Here is a 16352-nt window from a genome sequence, read left to right on the forward strand (position 1 = left end):
ATTTTTAGTTTTAAAGTGATACGCTGCCGCCAGAAGATTCTTCTTTTATCAGGGATTTTGGCGTTTTTTTATAGTTTACTGAACTTCCGCTTGATGCTTTTGCGTTCAAGCTAAGAATTGGGTTTACGTCTGTAGAACTGCCACTTGAAGACTTTGCTGTCACATCGTTTGCAGATAAAGATCCGGCGTCTAAGGTGCTTCCACTAGAAGAATCGGCTGAAAGTTTTAAGGCTTTTCCTGAAACTTGCATGGAGCTTCCGCTTGATGTTTCGGCAACAATATTATCTGCTTCTACACTAATTTCCACGCTGCTTCCAGAACTTGATGTGGTTTTAATGTCTTCAGTTTTTAACGTATTTGAGCTTTTTATACTTGAACCGCTTGAAGCGTAAAGTCCAGAAATTATAGGCATTTTAACTCTTACTGTTGGAGTTGAATTAGCGCTAAAACTATTGTCAGATTCAATAATTAGCATTCCGTTTTCGATTTTTGTGATGATGTGAGAAATGATATTGTCGTCAGCTTCAACAGTAATTGCGGTGCTGTCAGATTGTTCGACAATGACTGTTATTCCTTGATTTACATCTATTTTTTCAAAAGGTGAAGTAACTGTTCTTGATTCGGTTTTTGTGTTTCCACTTCCCGTAATTCCGTTGTCAAAGAATCCATCACTGCGCATTGTGAAGCCACAAGAAGAAAAGAAAAGTGCACAAAAAAAAACAATGAATAATTTCATGAGGTAAATGATAATTCGAATCATAATTAATTAGATTTAATGATTACACCGTTTTTATTTTCTTCTAAACCTTTCGGTTTTTTTGTATTTGTTTGAGGAGTTTCGATCCTCATGCCATCGTTGTTAATGGTTATCGTGGTAGTCGAAGTGCTGTCAGAGGTGGTTGTGTTTTTATCTGAATCATATTCTAACCTAATTTCTTCTCCATTTTCATCATAATCTCTGACAGGGCAATTTAAACATTTTAATTCAGATTTTGTTGCTTTGTAAACTAAATTTCTGTTTTCATCGTCTCTGTAATCACTAAATAATGAGAAGTTTGAACCACTGTGGGATGTGAAATTGTCAACAGTTTCATCTGGAGCAAAAACAGTTCCTTCAGGAATATAAAGGTAAATTTTTACTTTTTGATTACGGTATTTATTAACTAATTCGGTTGTGAAAAAGTTGTCTAGAATGATTTTGTTTCCGTTAATTTTAAAATTATAATTGATTCTTTCAGCTCTCTTTTTTGCTTCTAAAGATGATTTTCCTTCTGCTTTTTTCTCAATTTGAAGATAAGGCTGTTTTTGATCTGTGCTTAAAAGGTTTATTTCAATATTATTTGAAAGGATAATATCTTTTCCGATGCTGTCTTGTGTGAATACAAATTCTCTTGTGTCATCAATTGATTTTGAATGAAAATCATTGTATCTAAATTTAACGAACAAGGTGTCTGATGCATTTAAGGCAATGTTTTCTTTGATCACTACTTTGTTATCAAAAGAAAATTGTGTCGCTTGTTTGATTCCCATTGCAATTAAAAATCCAACAGAAATTATCCAAAGTGCTAATAATGTATATTTTGCGGTATTTCCGATCGATTTCATATTGGTAACCAATAATTTCAAACCTAAGATCAACAAGAAGAAAAACGGAATTCCAACAGCTCCCAACGTTAAGATACCGATTATCCAAAGTGGTACTTCAGTAAAATTCTCAACATATCCGGTCCACGGAAATTCTCCTAAAGTCAAGGAACCTGCCGTGATGGCGAACAATAATAAGGATACTAGAGTAGAAGCGGCCGTTACTACCAAAAAGGCACCGATTACTTTTCCGATGATTGAAAATATTTTCAGAATTACATTGCTTAAGCCATTTCCGATTCTTTCTCCAGCATTTTGAACTTGATTTCCGAATTTATCATAATCTACATTTTTGATTTTTTCAGAAAGGGTGTCAAATTCTTCACGAACTTTTTTTTCAATGTTTGAAATGGTTACCGGTTCGCCTGTCATTTCAAGTTTCTCAGTAGTTGTCACGGCTGGAGGCATTAAAATCCACAGCACGATATAAATTAAAAGTCCGGTTCCGAATCCGAAGAATAAAATAACCATCAAGATTCTTAGCCACAAAGCATCAATGCCTAAATAATGGCCGAATCCAGATAAAACACCGCCAACCATTCCGTTGTCTTTGTCACGGTACAGTTTTTTAGATTTTCTTGTGCAAGAGCTGTAGCTGTAAGTCGTTTCTGGAGCGCCTTCGTCATCAATTCGATAATCTTCTGGTTGTCCCATTACCACGATCACTTCTTCCACATCTTTGAGTCCAACAACCTGCTTGTCGCCGCGATTTTTTTCTGTAAGCAATTCAGCCACACGCATTTCGATGTCTTTCATTATCTCTTCTTTTCCTGTTGAATTTGATAATGAGCGCTTTACGGCTTCAAAATAGCGGTTTAATTTTTGGTACGCGTCTTCATCGATGTGGAAAAACATACCTCCTAAGTTAATATTTACTGTTTTGTTCATGATGGTTTAGTTTTCGCTGGTTATAATGTTTACGGCATCTGACAATTCTGTCCAGGTACCATTTAATTCTTTTAAAAATTGTTTTCCTAATTCTGTCAGGCCATAATATTTTCTTGGCGGTCCAGAAGTTGATTCTTCCCAACGATAGTTGAGTAATCCGTCGTTTTTTAATCTTGTCAATAAAGGATAAACGGTACCTTCCACAACAAGTAATTTTGCGCTTTTTAAAGTTTCAAGTATTTCTGAAGTATAAGCGTCTTTTTCCTTTAAGACTGAAAGAATGCAGAACTCCAATACACCTTTACGCATCTGGGCTTTAGTGTTTTCAATGTTCATAATGTGCTTTTAGATTGTTAATTAAACTGTTCATTTTTTGATTGATGATTGATGATGATGATTCGATTTTTGATGATAATTTTTTTGACGATTACTCTGCTTGAATTTGTGGTTCTTGATTGGCGGTATGGTTTGGTTCTGTGGTGCTGATAAAATTGATGGTGAGTGGCAATTTGTAGTATTCTCCGTTTGCTGCTTTTATAGAGGCATAAATGACTAAGAAAAATTCGGCCATTTTTAAGACACAAAATAAAAAGACTGCCATAATTGCAACAAACACGATTCCAGTGATATTTTCAAGGTTGAAGTTTTCTAGTTGAAAATTATCTTCGTTAAAATACATTCGCGACGGAATATTTTTAAAAAGCGTAAAAATAAAAATCGGAATGGCGATTAGTGCTAAAAGCAAACTGTAAAGCAAAATGCTCAATTGGAAATTTAAAGCCTGCTTTCCGTGGTGGTCCACAAATTTTGAATTGCTTTTTCTGGCTCCCCAAATTATTGCGGGCAAAATAAAATTTCCGAACGGAATAAAATACTGCGTAAATACGCTCAAATGTAATAGTGCTCCTGTTGATTTTTCGTTTGATGTTTCCATGATTAAAAGTATATAATAATATCCTATGCAAATATATGGCTAAAAGACAGTATCTTGTTTTACACAGTACTTATATTTAACAATAAATTAACAAATGTAAATTTGTTTAATTTGTTGTAATGACTTGTTTGTTAATGTTTAGTGGTTTTTTTGGAGATTTTGTTTTTGAAATAAATCTTTGTAAAATTTAATTTTTTAATCTTTAAATCAATTTTTCTATATTTATGAAAAATAAAAAAGATGAAATTCACTGCTGGAAACCTAAATAAATTTCTTTTTTTCAAATTGCCATCTGCATTTATAAGCGGTGTGCGTGTAAAGGAAATGAGTGAAACACGATGCGTGGTTGCTGTCAAACACCGCTGGATGAACCAAAATCCGTTTAATTCCATGTATTTCGCCGTGCAAGCCATGGCCGCTGAATTGACAACCGGCGCTTTAGTGATGTATCATATAAAGGAAAGTGGCCACAAAATCTCAATGCTGGTCGCCAATAACAAAGGGAACTTTACCAAAAAAGCAACAGGAAGAATCACTTTTACTTGCAACGACGGACATCTGATTCAAGATGCTGTCAAAAAAACAATCGAAACAGGCGAGGGGCAAACTTTCTGGATGAAATCCATTGGTGTCAATGAAAAAGGAGAACAAGTTTCAGAAATGGATTTTGAATGGAGCGTTCGTGTGAAATAATTATGAAGTACATATTCACAACTTAGTAACTTATAACTCCTAATTCTTAAACCTACCTTAATTAACATTTATTATCACACAAGTAGTTGTAAATTTGAGATAAAGATAAAAATATACGCTATGAAAATTTTGATTACAGGAGCAACTGGTTTGGTTGGAACAGAATTAGTTTCCCTGTTATTGCAAAATGGAATGTCAATCCATTATCTCACCACTTCAAAAAAAGACATTAAAGACGAGCAAAATTACCAAGGTTTTTATTGGAATCCGCAACAGGGAATCATCGATGAAAAAGCAATTGTTGGTGTGGATGCGATCATTCATCTTGCAGGAGCATCCATCTCAAAACGTTGGACCTCAAAATACAAGCAAGAAATTATTGAAAGCAGGATGTTAAGTACAAATTTACTTTATCGTACTTTAAAATCACATCCCAATCAAGTCAAACAAATTGTTTCGGCATCTGCCATCGGAATTTATCCCGACAGTAAATCCACAATTTATACAGAAGAAAACAAATCGGTCGACAATTCATTTCTCGGCCAAGTGGTTGTTAAATGGGAACAGGCCGTTGATAATTTTAAAAGATTAAATATAAAAGTCTGCAAAATCAGAACCGGACTTGTGTTTTCAAAAAAAGGGGGCATGCTTAAAGAAGTAATGAAGCCCATAAAACTAGGCGTAGCTTCACCTTATGGCGACGGTAAACAATGGCAATCTTGGATCCATATTGATGATTTGGCACATCTGTACCAATTTGCCGTACAGCATCAGTGGGAAGGAATTTATAATGCCACAGCACCAAATCCTGTGGATAATGAAGAGCTTGTGAAATCGGTTGCCAAAGTTTTAGACAAGCCTTATTTTTTTCCAAATGTTCCCACATTTATTCTCAAATTAGCGCTCGGCGAAATGCACATCTTATTGGTGTCCAGTCAAAACGTATCTTCTCAAAAAGCACAAGACAACGGATTCGTCTTCAAATACAGAACATTAGATAAAGCGCTCCAAAACCTGCTAGACTAAAAATAGAAAAAGCTCTATTTGAAGGAATAGAGCTTTTTCTGGGGGTGAATTAATAATTATTTCTTTGCAGTAACGATAACCTTCAATTCAATTTCGTCATTGACAAATTTGTCGCCCAAGTTATCAAAAACTGATTTTGAAGCATAATTAACATTCCAAAGTGTTCTGTTGATAGAAAAGATCTCACTTTCTAAAGTCATCATATCTCCGTCAATAGCTACTTTTGCAGGAAATTTTACATTTTTCGTAATACCTTTTAAAGTCAAGTTACCTTCCACGGTCGTCATGCCGTTTTCTGATTTAGCACTTGTAATTTCAAAACTTCCAGCAGGAAATTTTTTCACATTAAAAAAGTGATCCATGTCTGCTTCTTTAGCATCAGGCGCGGTTCCTTTTAAATGCGCTTCTAAATTTGATTTTTCATCTCCAGTCAAATCAGTCACCACAATGGTGTTCATGTCAATATTGAATTTTCCAGAATCAAGAACACTGTCTTTCAAAAAAACAGCCCCATCAGCAAGCATTATAGTTCCTGTATGTTTTCCTGTTGGTTTTGATCCCGTCCATTCTATTTTAGACGCTTGTGCATCCACAATATATTGAGTCGCTTCTCCTGAAACATCTTTCACTGTACCAGCTTCCGTGGTTTCAGCTTCCGTAGTTTTGTCGTTTTTACAAGAGACAGTCAAAGTTAATACGCTTAAAATCAATAGAGATGCAATACGATTTTTCATAAAAAATTAAATTTAGTTGGCGCAAACATATCAAAATATTTCTTTTAAAGCTCTTAAAATTATATTAAAAACGCATTTTTTTGAACTCAAACTCGCAACTAATTTTAAATTTAGTCCCGCCTTATTCCAGAGATTCGCCAAAAAAGGCGAATGCTCTTCCCTGCAGTCGGGGTTAGCCCAAGCGCCATTTCCATTTTTAATCTTTGACAAGATTGCCGATTCACCGCATCTTTAAAATAAATCTGTGACAATATGACATTTTTTCACAATTGGCAGTACTTTTGCAATCCCACGAAAAGCAGATTATGAAATTTAAAGACATATTTAAAAATAAGAACACTATGAATGCTGAAAACCAAGAAAAGGAGCAAGAAATCGACGAAACAACTTTAGATGCCAATCAAGTTGACGAACAGGTAATTGTTGAAGAACTTAGCATTGAAGAGCAATTGACACAAGATTTAGCATCTGAAAAAGACAAACACTTGCGTCTTTTTGCTGAATTTGAAAACTATAAAAGAAGAACTTCTAAAGAAAGAATGGAGCTTTTCAAAACCGCAAACCAAGAAGTTTTGTTAGCATTGTTGCCTATTCTTGACGATTTTGACAGAGCAATGATCGAAATCTCAAAATCAGAAGACGAGGCTATGGCTAAAGGTGTAAATTTAATTCATGAAAAATTAAAGAACACCTTGGTTTCAAAAGGTCTTGAAGAAGTAGAAGTAAGAGCTGGAGACGCTTTCAACGCAGATTTTGCAGAAGCAATCACGCAAATTCCAGCACCATCTGACAAGCTGAAAGGAAAAATCGTAGACGTTCTTGAAAAAGGATACAAATTAGGAGACAAAATCATCCGTTTTCCAAAAGTTGTAATCGGACAATAATTTTTGTTTCGTTGGGATAATCCATTTTGTCCCCACATAATAATATAGGAATATGAAAAAAGATTTTTACGAAATATTAGGCATTTCGAAATCTGCAGACGCTGCTGAAATCAAAAAGGCATACAGAAAAAAAGCCATTGAATTTCACCCTGACAAAAACCCAGGGAATAAAGAAGCAGAAGAAAACTTTAAAAAAGCAGCCGAAGCTTATGAAATTTTAAGCGACCCGCAAAAGAAAGCGAAATACGACCAATATGGCCATCAAGCTTTTGACGGAGGCGGTGGCGGAGGCGGTTTCCATGGAGGCGGTATGAATATGGACGACATTTTCAGCCAATTCGGGGACATCTTCGGTGGCGGTTTTGGCGGTGGATTCGGCGGACAAAGCAGTGGGCCTCGCAGGGCAAAAGGAAGCAATCTTCGTATCAAAGTGCAATTGACTTTAGAAGAAATTGCCAATGGCGTGGAGAAAAAAGTAAAAGTAAAAAGAAAAGTTCAGGCAAAAGGCGTTACCTATAAAACCTGTACGACCTGTAACGGGCAAGGCCAAGTAATGCGTGTGACAAACACCATTTTAGGCAGAATGCAGTCGGCTTCAACGTGTCCGTCTTGTGGCGGTTCTGGCCAAATTCTAGACGGAAAGCCAAGCAATGCTGACGCACACGGAATGGTTGTAGAAGACGATACCGTTTCAATAAAAATTCCTGCAGGTGTAACTGACGGAATGCAATTGAAAGTGGGAAACAAAGGAAACGATGCGCCAGGAAACAACAGTATTCCGGGAGATTTAATCGTTGCCATTGAAGAAATTGAGCACGAATTTTTGAAACGTGAAGGTGAAAATCTTCATTTGGATCTGTATATCAGTTATCCGGAAGCCGTTTTAGGTATTTCAAAAGATATTGAAGCCATAAACGGAAAAGTGAGAATTAAATTAGAAGAAGGAATCCAGTCAGGTAAAATTCTTCGCTTAAAAGGAAAAGGAATTCCAAGTATTAATGGTTATGGAAACGGCGATTTGCTGGTTCATGTAAACGTTTGGACTCCAAAAAACTTAAATAAAGAACAAAAACAATTCTTCGAAAAATCACTTTCTGAAGAAAATTTTATCCCAAAGCCAGAAAAAAGCGAAAAATCTTTTTTTGAAAAAGTTAAGGATATGTTTTCGTAGTGTTTTAAATTTTTTATATATTTGAGGATTACTAGTTCGCTAGTAATTTTCTTTTTCATAGCAATTTTTCCCATCCTTGTGCAAATGAGGGTGGGTTTTTTTTTGAAATGAAGTTAAATTTCATTTCCAATTTACTTACTTTTACCAACTCGAGGCTACAATAGCCAAATTGATGAAATAAATCAAAAAGCATAATGGATAACATACTTGAAGTTAAAAATGTAGTCAAACAATATGGCGATTATACTGCTTTAAACAATGTTTCACTGCAGGTTCCAAAAGGAAGCATTTACGGCCTTTTAGGTCCAAATGGTGCGGGGAAAACCTCATTGATCAGAATCATCAATCAAATCACGATGCCAGACAAAGGCGAAGTCTTGCTTGACGGACAAAAATTAAACTTAGACCACGTAAAAGATATCGGCTATATGCCTGAAGAAAGAGGCTTGTACAAATCGATGAAAGTCGGTGAGCAGGCGCTTTATTTGGCGCAATTAAAAGGACTTTCAAAAGCCGAAGCCAAAAAGCAGTTGGATTATTGGTTTGACCGCTTGGAAATCCAAGGGTGGTGGAACAAGAAAATCCAAGAACTTTCCAAAGGTATGGCGCAGAAGATCCAGTTTGTGGTCACTATTTTGCACAAGCCAAAACTGCTGATTTTTGACGAGCCTTTCAGCGGATTCGATCCGGTAAATGCCAATTTAATCAAAGACGAAATTTTGGAATTAAAAAAACAAGGTGCCACAATTATTTTCTCGACGCACCGAATGGAAAGCGTGGAAGAACTTTGCGACGATATCGCCTTGATCCACAAATCAAACAAATTGATCGAAGGGAAATTAATTGATGTTAAAAAACAATACCGTTCCAATACCTTCGAAATCGGAATTATGACTTCAAACGTGGAAGGACTGATGTATCAATTGACGCAAAAATTCACGGTAGGCCAAGCTAATTTCAAGTCTTTAAATGATGATTTAAAGTTGGAAATCCAAATCGGGAATTCAAGTCCAAACGAACTTTTAAATTTATTGGCACAAAACGGACAGGTGACCCATTTCGTAGAAAAAATTCCAAGCGTGAATGATATTTTTATCCAAACTGTTTCAAAATAGATTTCAATCTAATTCGAAAAATCTAAAAATCTAACAGTCTAAAAAATTCAAAGAAATGAGCATATTAGCATTAATCATAAAAAGAGAATTCATTGCCAAAGTCCGCAATAAATCATTCATTGTCATGACTTTTTTGAGTCCGTTATTGATGGTTGCTTTGGCGGCCTTCGTCGGATATTTGAGTACGATGAAATCAGACGCCAAAGAAATCGTTATCCACGATGCATCCGGACTTTTTGTAAAGGATTTCAAGAATTCTGAAGAATACAGTTACCTTGATAGAACTACAGAAAGTTTGGCGTCCTTAAAAGACAGCATCAATGCAGAAAAGTTTGAAGCGTTGTTGGTGATCCCAAAAGAGTTGGACAACAAAAAACTGGCCAGTGAAATAAAATACATTTCAAATGAAAGTCCTGATCCCGATTTTGTTAGCGATTTGGAATCTACAATAGCAAAACGCCTCACGAAATCAAATCTTGAAATTGCAAACCTCGATACCTTGGCCATTAAAAATGCGCAAGCCATCGTCAAAGTGTCGCTTTCAAAAGCGTCTGGAGAAGAAAATGTAAAAGGTTTAAATTATATCAAAGTCTTTATTGGCGCAGGTTTTGGATATTTAATTATGATGTTTATCATCATTTATGGCAATATGGTCATGCGAAGCGTTATCGAGGAAAAGACAAACAGAATCATTGAAATTATCATTTCTTCCGTAAAGCCGTTCCAATTAATGATGGGAAAAATCATCGGAACTTCCCTTGCTGGAGTTTTACAATTTGTGATTTGGGCCATTGTAGGAGGAATTCTATTAACCGTTGCGTCTATGTTTTTAGGAATCAACATAACGCCACCAGCAGCGGGAATGGCAACTACAGCAGCCGAAGGCTCGCTTGGAAATTTACAGCTTTATGCTAACGAATTCTTCAAATTACCGTTGCTGACACTGGTCATTTCGTTCCTCGTTTATTTCATCGGCGGTTACTTTTTGTACAGTTCAATTTACGCGGCAATCGGTGCGGCAGTGGATAATGAAACCGATTCGCAACAATTTTTATTGCCAATTATTTTGCCCTTAATGTTAGCAGTTTATGTTGGTTTTTTCAGCGTTTTAAACGACCCACACGGTACCGTTGCCACCACATTTTCAATGATTCCGTTGACATCGCCAATTGTGATGCTGATGCGAATTCCATTTGGTGTGCCGTGGTGGCAGATATTGATTTCATTGGTAATTTTGTTCGGAACCTTCTTTTTAGTAGTTTGGTTTGCTTCAAAAATTTATCGAATCGGGATCTTAATGTACGGCAAAAAACCAACATGGAAAGAATTATACAAATGGCTTAAATATTAATTTTCAGAAGCGAATCGTTAGGGATTTTTCAGCAATCGTATTTCCCGCTTTTTGCAGTAGTTTTTCTCCGAAAACGGAAGAAAAAGCTACTGCTGCCAATCGGGGCTAGTTGAGAAACTTTCCGCTTTTTTGTAAACTTTTGGACCAATAGTTGTCAATAAACGTTGTCTAAAATCGTTCAGGCTTAGAAAAAAGTTAATCAAATTTCTATCGATTTTAAGTAACTTTGAGAAGTTTAAACCCAAAACCTTAAACCCAAAAGAGAATGCCCAAAATATTAATCATAGAAGATGAAGCAGCCATCAGGAGAGTTTTGACAAAAATCCTTTCTGAAGAAAACGATACATATAAAGTAGAAGAAGCAGAAGACGGTCAGCAAGGTTTTGATAAAATCAAAAACGATGATTACGACTTGGTGCTTTGCGACATAAAAATGCCTAAAATGGACGGCGTAGAAGTGCTCGAAGCCGTTAAAAAGATAAAGCCAGAAATCCCCATGGTGATGATTTCAGGCCACGGAGATATAGAAACGGCCATCTACACGATGCGCCTGGGTGCCTTTGATTACATCTCGAAACCGCCTGATTTGAACCGGCTTTTAAATACGGTCAGAAATGCCTTGGACAAAAAGCAATTGGTCGTTGAGAATAAAATTTTAAAGAAAAAAGTCAGCAAAAACTATGAAATGATTGGTCAAAGCGATGCGATAAACCACATCAAGGAAATCATTGAAAAAGTGGCGCAGACGGATGCACGAGTGTTGATCACGGGTCCAAACGGAACCGGAAAAGAATTGGTGGCACACCAATTGCACGAAAAAAGCGATCGTTCAAACGCACCTTTAATTGAAGTGAATTGCGCAGCAATACCGTCAGAACTGATTGAAAGCGAATTGTTTGGCCACGTGAAAGGAGCCTTTACTTCGGCAGTGAAAGACAGAGCTGGAAAATTTGAAGCGGCTGACGGGGGAACGATTTTCTTAGACGAAATTGGCGATATGAGTTTATCGGCTCAAGCTAAAGTTTTAAGAGCTTTGCAAGAAAGTATGATTACCAGAGTTGGTGCGGACAAAGACATAAAAGTCAATGTTCGCGTTGTTGCGGCAACCAACAAAGATTTAAAAAAAGAAATCGAGGAGGGACGTTTCAGAGAAGATTTGTACCACAGATTGGCGGTAATTTTGATAAAAGTTCCAGCGTTGAATGACAGACGAGATGATATTCCGTTGTTGATCAATCATTTCACAGATAAAATTGCAACAGAACAAGGAAATACGCAAAAGAAATTTTCTGACGATGCCATCGATTTGCTAAAAGAATATGATTGGACCGGAAATATCCGTGAATTGAGAAACGTAATCGAAAGACTGATAATTCTTGGCGGAAGCGAGATATCTGAAACGGATGTGAAGCTTTTTGCTAGTAAATAAATAGAGCCAATAGAAAGTAGCCAAAAGGCAAAAGTGAGAGAACTGTTGGCTAATGGCTATTGCCTAATTAACTAAAAATATGAAACTAAGAAAAATAAACGAAAACCTTCAAAGAGCTTTAGTTGAAAATGGCTTGACCGAAGCAAATGAAATGCAACAAGACACGTTTTCAACCATTAAAAGTGGCCAAGATTGCGTAATTATTGCTCCTGCAAAATCAGGTAAAACGACGACTTTGGTCATCAATGTGATCCAAAGATTAGAGAAAGAATTTGAGGAATCGCCGAGAGCTTTGATTATTGTTCCAAACAAAGAGAAGCTGATTGAAATGAAAATTCTCTTTGAAAAATTCGGAAATTATACTGATTTGAGAGTTTATGGCGTTCATGATAAAGGCGATATTGACTTTGATAAAAACCATATTTCTTTAGGAATTGATGTCCTCATAGGAACCCCAAACCGAATCAGTGAAATGTTTGCTTCGGCAGGTTTCGACGTGAATCAGCTGAAAATGTACATTATTGAAGATGCGGATGAACTTTTGCGCCTTCGTTTTGATACCAAATTGGCGAGAATGTCAGAAGCGATGGGGAAGACGCAACGCATTTTATTCACTGAAAACGTGACTGAAAGAATTGACAGTTTTGCAGATAGAATTATGATTGAGCCTGTTTTCTTTGAAATGGATGATCAAGATTTTGAGGAGGAAGAAGAAGAAAAGGAGCAAGATTAATTGTTATAATCAATTTAGGTAATAAAATAATTGAGCTTAAAAATAAACTAAAAATAAAATTACAATGGGATTAATGAAAGTGTTTTCGGGAAGTGAAGTTTTGGCAACCGCTTTGAAAACAAAATTAGAAGAAGTTAATATTGAAGTGATTATGAAAAATAATAACCAGTCAAATATTGTTTTGGGCATGGCTTCCAGTTTGGCAGTGGAACTTTTTATCGACGAGTCAAAATACGGCAAAGCAGATCCGGTGATTACTGATTTTAAAATTAGCGTACAATAAATCAGTAATGAAAACTTCAATAGAAACAGAGCGTTTATTGATGAGAGAACTGCTTCCGACTGATGATGCCGGAATGTTTGAGCTGGATTCAAATCCCGAAGTACATGTATATTTGGGTAAAACACCTGTGAAATCTATTGAAGAAAGTCGTGAAGCAATCGCACACATTCGCCAGCAATATCTTGAAAACGGAATCGGCCGTTGGGCTGTGATCCTCAAAGAAACTGGCGAATTCATCGGTTGGTCTGGATTAAAATTAGAAAAAAATGTCAACGGGCACAAAACTTTTTATGATTTGGGCTACCGATTTATCCAGAAACATTGGGGAAAAGGCTATGCGTTTGAATCGGCAAAAGCCTTTGTGGATTTTGGATTTACTGAAATGAAACTTCCGGTAATCAATGCCTACGCAGATTCTGATAATTTAAATTCCAGAAAAATTTTAGAAAAAGTAGGGATGAAATTCGTCAATTCTTTTGAATTGGATGGAACCGAAGAAGTTTGGTATGAACTAAAAAATCCAAAAATTACTCTTTAGGAGTTTCAATTTCTTCAACAGCTATAACTTCGGGCGTGGCAACATATTCGTCTTCTCCCAAAACATATCCCCAAGGTTTTAAGCCTTCCACTCGGTCAAAAACAACCTTGAAGATAGCAATGATCGGAATCGATAAAAACATTCCTTTGATTCCCCAAATCAATTCACCCAACACCAATCCGATTAAAGCGGTTAAAGTGTTGATCTTCACTTTTGAACCGACGATTTTTGGCATAATATAATTGCTGTCAATCAAATGGATGACAAAAATAGTCGCCAGAACAAATAGAACGGTGGTAGAGCCCATTGTTGAAAATGTCAGCAAAACCGTTAACAGTGTAGCCACTAAAATTCCGATGTAAGGAATGATGTTGAAAATCCCGGTAATTAGACCGAGTAAAAAAGCATATTTTATTCCGATGATTTCAAAAGAAACACAAGCCAAAATCGAAACGATGAGCATCTGGAGAAATAATCCGACGATGTATTTTTTGACAATATATTGGATGTTGGAAACCACCTCATAAACCGTTTCTGAATGCTTGTCATTAAAAAGAGAAACCAAGAAATTGAGTAGAATCCTTCGGTGCAAAAGGATGAAAAAAGTATATAAGAAGATAAAAACCAAAAAGAGCATTAAAGACGAAACCGATAGTAAATTTTGTCCTAACAATGATGTACCTTGGCTTACAGCATCGCTTGTTGCTGAATTAATGTAGTTGATTTGTTCCGAATTATTAACGTGAAAAGTGTCTGAAATCCAATCTTGAATTTGCGTGGAGGTTTGCAAAAGCTGTGCCTTGAAGGCAGGGAGGTCGTTGGTCAAATCGCTCAATTGGTTCAACAGCAGGTAAACAATTGCTGAAATCCCTAAAACTAAAGTTGCTAATACGGCAACAGAAGAAAGCGATCTGGAGAATTTGAATTTGCGTTCTAAAACGTTGGCAAACGGCAAAAGCAATAATGCAAACAAAAAGGCGAAAATCAACGGCGCAATCAATGTTTGGCCAATAATTGCCAAATAAAATAGGCAGATTATTGAAATTAGGACATGTGCCAATCGGGTATAGAAGGGAGTAGTTTTTATCATCATTTGGAAATCTCACTCTAAATATAAGGCAAAAATTTTATTTTTAAAGGAGAAAAGCCAAAGCAATGCCTTTTTGAAATTGTCTAATTCTCTAATTCTGCTATCTTTGCACCTTCAAAATTCGAGCAATCGAATCATCTAATAATCCAACAATCAATAATCTAAAATGATTACAGTAAACGATATTTCAGTACAATTTGGCGGTACAACACTTTTCAGCGATGTTTCTTTTGCGATAAATGAAAATGACAAAATTGCCTTGATGGGTAAAAATGGAGCCGGAAAATCAACGCTTCTGAAAATCATCGCGGGACAAAGCAAACCTTCCACCGGAAATATCTCGGCGCCAAAAGATGCTGTAATCGCTTATCTTCCGCAACATTTGCTGACCAAAGATGACGCAACGGTAATGGAAGAAACGTCAAAAGCCTTTGGAGAAATTTTTAAGATGAAAGCCGAAATTGATCATTTAAATGAGCAGTTGACCGTGAGGACTGATTATGAATCCGATGACTACATGAAATTAATCGAGCGGGTTTCTGACTTGAGCGAAAAATTTTATGCCATTGAAGAAGTAAATTACGAAGCGGAAGTGGAGAAGATTTTGGTTGGTTTAGGATTTGAAAGAAAAGATTTTACGCGCCCGACTTCAGAGTTTTCTGGAGGTTGGAGAATGCGAATCGAGCTGGCAAAAATCTTGCTACAGAAGCCCGATTTGATTCTTTTAGATGAGCCGACGAACCACATGGATATTGAATCGATTCAATGGCTGGAGGATTTCTTGATTAATTCGGCAAAAGCTGTTGTGGTCATTTCGCACGATAGGGCGTTTGTCGATAACATCACAAACCGCACGATTGAGGTGACAATGGGAAGAATTTATGACTACAAGGCAAAATATTCTCATTATCTTGAATTAAGAAAAGACCGAAGAATTCACCAGCAGAAAGCATACGACGAACAGCAAAAAATGATTGCTGACAATCAAGCTTTTATTGACCGATTTAAAGGCACTTTCTCGAAAACGGATGCGGTCCAATCGCGTGTAAAAATGCTTGAAAAGCTGACAATCGTTCAGGTGGATGAAGTGGATACTTCGGCATTGAAGCTGAAATTTCCGCCGGCTGCACGTTCCGGAAATTATCCTGTAATCGTGAAAGATTTGCAGAAATCCTATGGCGACCACTTGATTTTCAAAGACGCCAATATTGTCATTGAACGTGGCGATAAAGTGGCTTTTGTAGGGAAAAATGGAGAAGGTAAGTCTACGATGATCAAAGCAATTATGAAAGAAATCGGGATCGACAGCGGGTCTGTGGAAGTAGGCCACAATGCCCAAATTGGATATTTTGCCCAAAACCAAGCTTCCTTATTAGATGAAAATGCTACTATTTTTGAAACCATTGACAATATTGCCGTTGGAGAAGTTAGAACGCAAATCAAGAATATTCTAGGAGCATTTATGTTTCACGGTGATGATACCACAAAAAAGGTAAAAGTGCTTTCTGGAGGAGAAAAGACGCGTTTGGCAATGATCAAATTATTGCTTGAACCTGTGAATTTGTTGATTTTGGATGAGCCTTCGAATCACCTGGACATGAAAACCAAAGACATCATCAAGGATGCGCTTCGTGATTTTGACGGAACTTTAATTTTAGTTTCGCACGACAGGGATTTCTTGGACGGATTGGCTACGAAGGTTTTTGAATTTGGTAACAAGCGCGTCAAAGAACATTTTGAAGACATCAAAGGTTTCTTAGAACATAAAAAAATGGATAGTCTGAGAGAGATTGAAAAGTAATTTTTAGAATCAAATAGTGTATAAATTGCCTACATCAA

Annotated in this window: 17 protein-coding genes; 11 read left to right on the plus strand and 6 right to left on the minus strand. The window is 36.6% G+C overall.

Going from position 1 to position 16352, the window contains the following annotated elements; translation table 11 throughout:
- Window positions 1-10 precede the first annotated feature (10 nt).
- The 4 genes from EG849_RS06650 to EG849_RS06665 form a co-directional block, all read right to left on the minus strand.
- Window positions 11-760, minus strand: a complete 750-nt coding sequence (locus tag EG849_RS06650) for a head GIN domain-containing protein (RefSeq protein WP_125012297.1) — start codon at window positions 758-760, stop codon at window positions 11-13.
- A 2-nt stretch (window positions 761-762) separates the two neighbouring features.
- Window positions 763-2532, minus strand: a complete 1770-nt coding sequence (locus EG849_RS06655) for a PspC domain-containing protein (protein ID WP_125012298.1) — start codon at window positions 2530-2532, stop codon at window positions 763-765.
- A gap of 6 nt (window positions 2533-2538) precedes the next feature.
- Window positions 2539-2868, minus strand: coding sequence for a PadR family transcriptional regulator (locus EG849_RS06660; RefSeq protein ID WP_125012299.1), 330 nt, complete (start codon window positions 2866-2868; stop codon window positions 2539-2541).
- 91 nt (window positions 2869-2959) lie between these two features.
- The gene (locus tag EG849_RS06665) at window positions 2960-3466 is read right to left on the minus strand and encodes a DUF4870 domain-containing protein (RefSeq protein WP_125012300.1); all 507 of its coding nucleotides are present in this window, start codon (window positions 3464-3466) and stop codon (window positions 2960-2962) included.
- A gap of 240 nt (window positions 3467-3706) precedes the next feature.
- On the opposite strand from EG849_RS06665, the gene EG849_RS06670 reads away from it, so the two are divergent.
- Window positions 3707-4159, plus strand: coding sequence for a DUF4442 domain-containing protein (locus EG849_RS06670; RefSeq protein WP_125012301.1), 453 nt, complete (start codon window positions 3707-3709; stop codon window positions 4157-4159).
- Window positions 4160-4279: 120 nt separating this feature from the next.
- Window positions 4280-5185, plus strand: coding sequence for a TIGR01777 family oxidoreductase (locus EG849_RS06675; protein ID WP_125012302.1), 906 nt, complete (start codon window positions 4280-4282; stop codon window positions 5183-5185).
- 56 nt (window positions 5186-5241) lie between these two features.
- On the opposite strand, the gene EG849_RS06680 is transcribed toward EG849_RS06675, so the two are convergent.
- Window positions 5242-5919 (minus strand): YceI family protein, encoded by a 678-nt coding sequence (locus EG849_RS06680; RefSeq protein WP_125012303.1) that lies wholly within the window; start codon window positions 5917-5919, stop codon window positions 5242-5244.
- A gap of 305 nt (window positions 5920-6224) precedes the next feature.
- On the opposite strand from EG849_RS06680, the gene EG849_RS06685 reads away from it, so the two are divergent.
- The 8 genes from EG849_RS06685 (at window position 6225) to EG849_RS06720 (ending at window position 13423) form a co-directional block, all read left to right on the plus strand.
- Complete coding sequence (locus EG849_RS06685) at window positions 6225-6803, plus strand: nucleotide exchange factor GrpE (RefSeq protein WP_125012304.1); 579 nt, start codon at window positions 6225-6227, stop codon at window positions 6801-6803.
- Window positions 6804-6855: 52 nt separating this feature from the next.
- Window positions 6856-7974 carry a molecular chaperone DnaJ gene (gene dnaJ, locus EG849_RS06690; protein ID WP_125012305.1) on the plus strand — a complete coding sequence of 373 codons (1119 nt, stop codon included), beginning with the start codon at window positions 6856-6858 and terminating at the stop codon, window positions 7972-7974.
- Window positions 7975-8168: 194 nt separating this feature from the next.
- A complete protein-coding gene (locus EG849_RS06695) occupies window positions 8169-9089 on the plus strand; it encodes an ABC transporter ATP-binding protein (protein ID WP_125012306.1) in 921 nt (306 codons plus the stop codon).
- A 55-nt stretch (window positions 9090-9144) separates the two neighbouring features.
- Window positions 9145-10440: an ABC transporter permease gene (locus EG849_RS06700; RefSeq protein WP_125012307.1), complete on the plus strand. Its 1296-nt coding sequence runs from the start codon at window positions 9145-9147 to the stop codon at window positions 10438-10440.
- 265 nt (window positions 10441-10705) lie between these two features.
- Window positions 10706-11869 carry a sigma-54-dependent transcriptional regulator gene (locus EG849_RS06705; protein WP_125012308.1) on the plus strand — a complete coding sequence of 388 codons (1164 nt, stop codon included), beginning with the start codon at window positions 10706-10708 and terminating at the stop codon, window positions 11867-11869.
- Between the two features lie 79 nt (window positions 11870-11948).
- The gene (locus EG849_RS06710) at window positions 11949-12602 is read left to right on the plus strand and encodes a DEAD/DEAH box helicase (RefSeq protein WP_125012309.1); all 654 of its coding nucleotides are present in this window, start codon (window positions 11949-11951) and stop codon (window positions 12600-12602) included.
- Between the two features lie 64 nt (window positions 12603-12666).
- Window positions 12667-12885 (plus strand): putative signal transducing protein, encoded by a 219-nt coding sequence (locus EG849_RS06715; RefSeq protein WP_125012310.1) that lies wholly within the window; start codon window positions 12667-12669, stop codon window positions 12883-12885.
- A gap of 7 nt (window positions 12886-12892) precedes the next feature.
- Window positions 12893-13423 carry a GNAT family N-acetyltransferase gene (locus tag EG849_RS06720; RefSeq protein ID WP_125012311.1) on the plus strand — a complete coding sequence of 177 codons (531 nt, stop codon included), beginning with the start codon at window positions 12893-12895 and terminating at the stop codon, window positions 13421-13423.
- On the opposite strand, the gene EG849_RS06725 is transcribed toward EG849_RS06720, so the two are convergent.
- Window positions 13413-14513 carry an AI-2E family transporter gene (locus EG849_RS06725; protein WP_125012416.1) on the minus strand — a complete coding sequence of 367 codons (1101 nt, stop codon included), beginning with the start codon at window positions 14511-14513 and terminating at the stop codon, window positions 13413-13415. The genes EG849_RS06720 and EG849_RS06725 overlap by 11 nt on opposite strands.
- A gap of 166 nt (window positions 14514-14679) precedes the next feature.
- On the opposite strand from EG849_RS06725, the gene EG849_RS06730 reads away from it, so the two are divergent.
- Window positions 14680-16314 carry an ABC-F family ATP-binding cassette domain-containing protein gene (locus EG849_RS06730; RefSeq protein ID WP_125012312.1) on the plus strand — a complete coding sequence of 545 codons (1635 nt, stop codon included), beginning with the start codon at window positions 14680-14682 and terminating at the stop codon, window positions 16312-16314.
- Window positions 16315-16352 lie beyond the last annotated feature (38 nt).

It is taken from the genome of Flavobacterium macacae (assembly GCF_003865365.1).
Classification (GTDB): domain Bacteria; phylum Bacteroidota; class Bacteroidia; order Flavobacteriales; family Flavobacteriaceae; genus Flavobacterium; species Flavobacterium macacae.

Coding starts and splice junctions, on each gene's coding strand:
- EG849_RS06730 (WP_125012312.1), top strand. CDS start 14,680: ATGATTACAGTAAACGATATTTCAGTACAATTTGGCGGTACAACACTT.
- EG849_RS06710 (WP_125012309.1), top strand. CDS start 11,949: ATGAAACTAAGAAAAATAAACGAAAACCTTCAAAGAGCTTTAGTTGAA.
- dnaJ (WP_125012305.1), top strand. CDS start 6,856: ATGAAAAAAGATTTTTACGAAATATTAGGCATTTCGAAATCTGCAGAC.
- EG849_RS06675 (WP_125012302.1), top strand. CDS start 4,280: ATGAAAATTTTGATTACAGGAGCAACTGGTTTGGTTGGAACAGAATTA.
- EG849_RS06725 (WP_125012416.1), bottom strand. CDS start 14,513: ATGATAAAAACTACTCCCTTCTATACCCGATTGGCACATGTCCTAATT.
- EG849_RS06655 (WP_125012298.1), bottom strand. CDS start 2,532: ATGAACAAAACAGTAAATATTAACTTAGGAGGTATGTTTTTCCACATC.
- EG849_RS06650 (WP_125012297.1), bottom strand. CDS start 760: ATGATTCGAATTATCATTTACCTCATGAAATTATTCATTGTTTTTTTT.
- EG849_RS06680 (WP_125012303.1), bottom strand. CDS start 5,919: ATGAAAAATCGTATTGCATCTCTATTGATTTTAAGCGTATTAACTTTG.
- EG849_RS06705 (WP_125012308.1), top strand. CDS start 10,706: ATGCCCAAAATATTAATCATAGAAGATGAAGCAGCCATCAGGAGAGTT.
- EG849_RS06660 (WP_125012299.1), bottom strand. CDS start 2,868: ATGAACATTGAAAACACTAAAGCCCAGATGCGTAAAGGTGTATTGGAG.
- EG849_RS06695 (WP_125012306.1), top strand. CDS start 8,169: ATGGATAACATACTTGAAGTTAAAAATGTAGTCAAACAATATGGCGAT.
- EG849_RS06685 (WP_125012304.1), top strand. CDS start 6,225: ATGAAATTTAAAGACATATTTAAAAATAAGAACACTATGAATGCTGAA.
- EG849_RS06720 (WP_125012311.1), top strand. CDS start 12,893: ATGAAAACTTCAATAGAAACAGAGCGTTTATTGATGAGAGAACTGCTT.
- EG849_RS06670 (WP_125012301.1), top strand. CDS start 3,707: ATGAAATTCACTGCTGGAAACCTAAATAAATTTCTTTTTTTCAAATTG.
- EG849_RS06715 (WP_125012310.1), top strand. CDS start 12,667: ATGGGATTAATGAAAGTGTTTTCGGGAAGTGAAGTTTTGGCAACCGCT.
- EG849_RS06665 (WP_125012300.1), bottom strand. CDS start 3,466: ATGGAAACATCAAACGAAAAATCAACAGGAGCACTATTACATTTGAGC.
- EG849_RS06700 (WP_125012307.1), top strand. CDS start 9,145: ATGAGCATATTAGCATTAATCATAAAAAGAGAATTCATTGCCAAAGTC.